The organism is Pseudomonas sp. C11, assembly GCF_034683865.1.
GTDB lineage: Bacteria > Pseudomonadota > Gammaproteobacteria > Pseudomonadales > Pseudomonadaceae > Aquipseudomonas.
The window spans coordinates 1-232 of the sequence record NZ_JAWIIP010000110.1 but is presented as its reverse complement, the minus strand read 5'-3'; the positions used below and the strand labels follow the sequence as shown (position 1 = coordinate 232).

General features: G+C 56.9%; 1 rRNA gene. It reads left to right on the top strand.

Going from position 1 to position 232, the window contains the following annotated elements:
• A 23S ribosomal RNA gene (locus tag VC352_RS25120) occupies positions 1–232 on the top strand; the annotation flags it as partial.

Here is a 232-nt window from a genome sequence, read left to right as displayed (position 1 = left end):
AGCGAAAGTCCTTGTCGGGTAAGTTCCGACCTTCACGAATGGCGTAACGATGGCGGCGCTGTCTCCACCCGAGACTCAGTGAAATTTAAATCGCTGTGAAGATGCAGTGTATCCGCGGATAGACGGAAAGACCCCGTGAACCTTTACTATAGCTTGGCACTGGACTTTGAGCTTGCTTGTGTAGGAGAGGTGGGAGGCGGTGGAGTGTGGACGCGCGGGGGCTGGGGGCCGG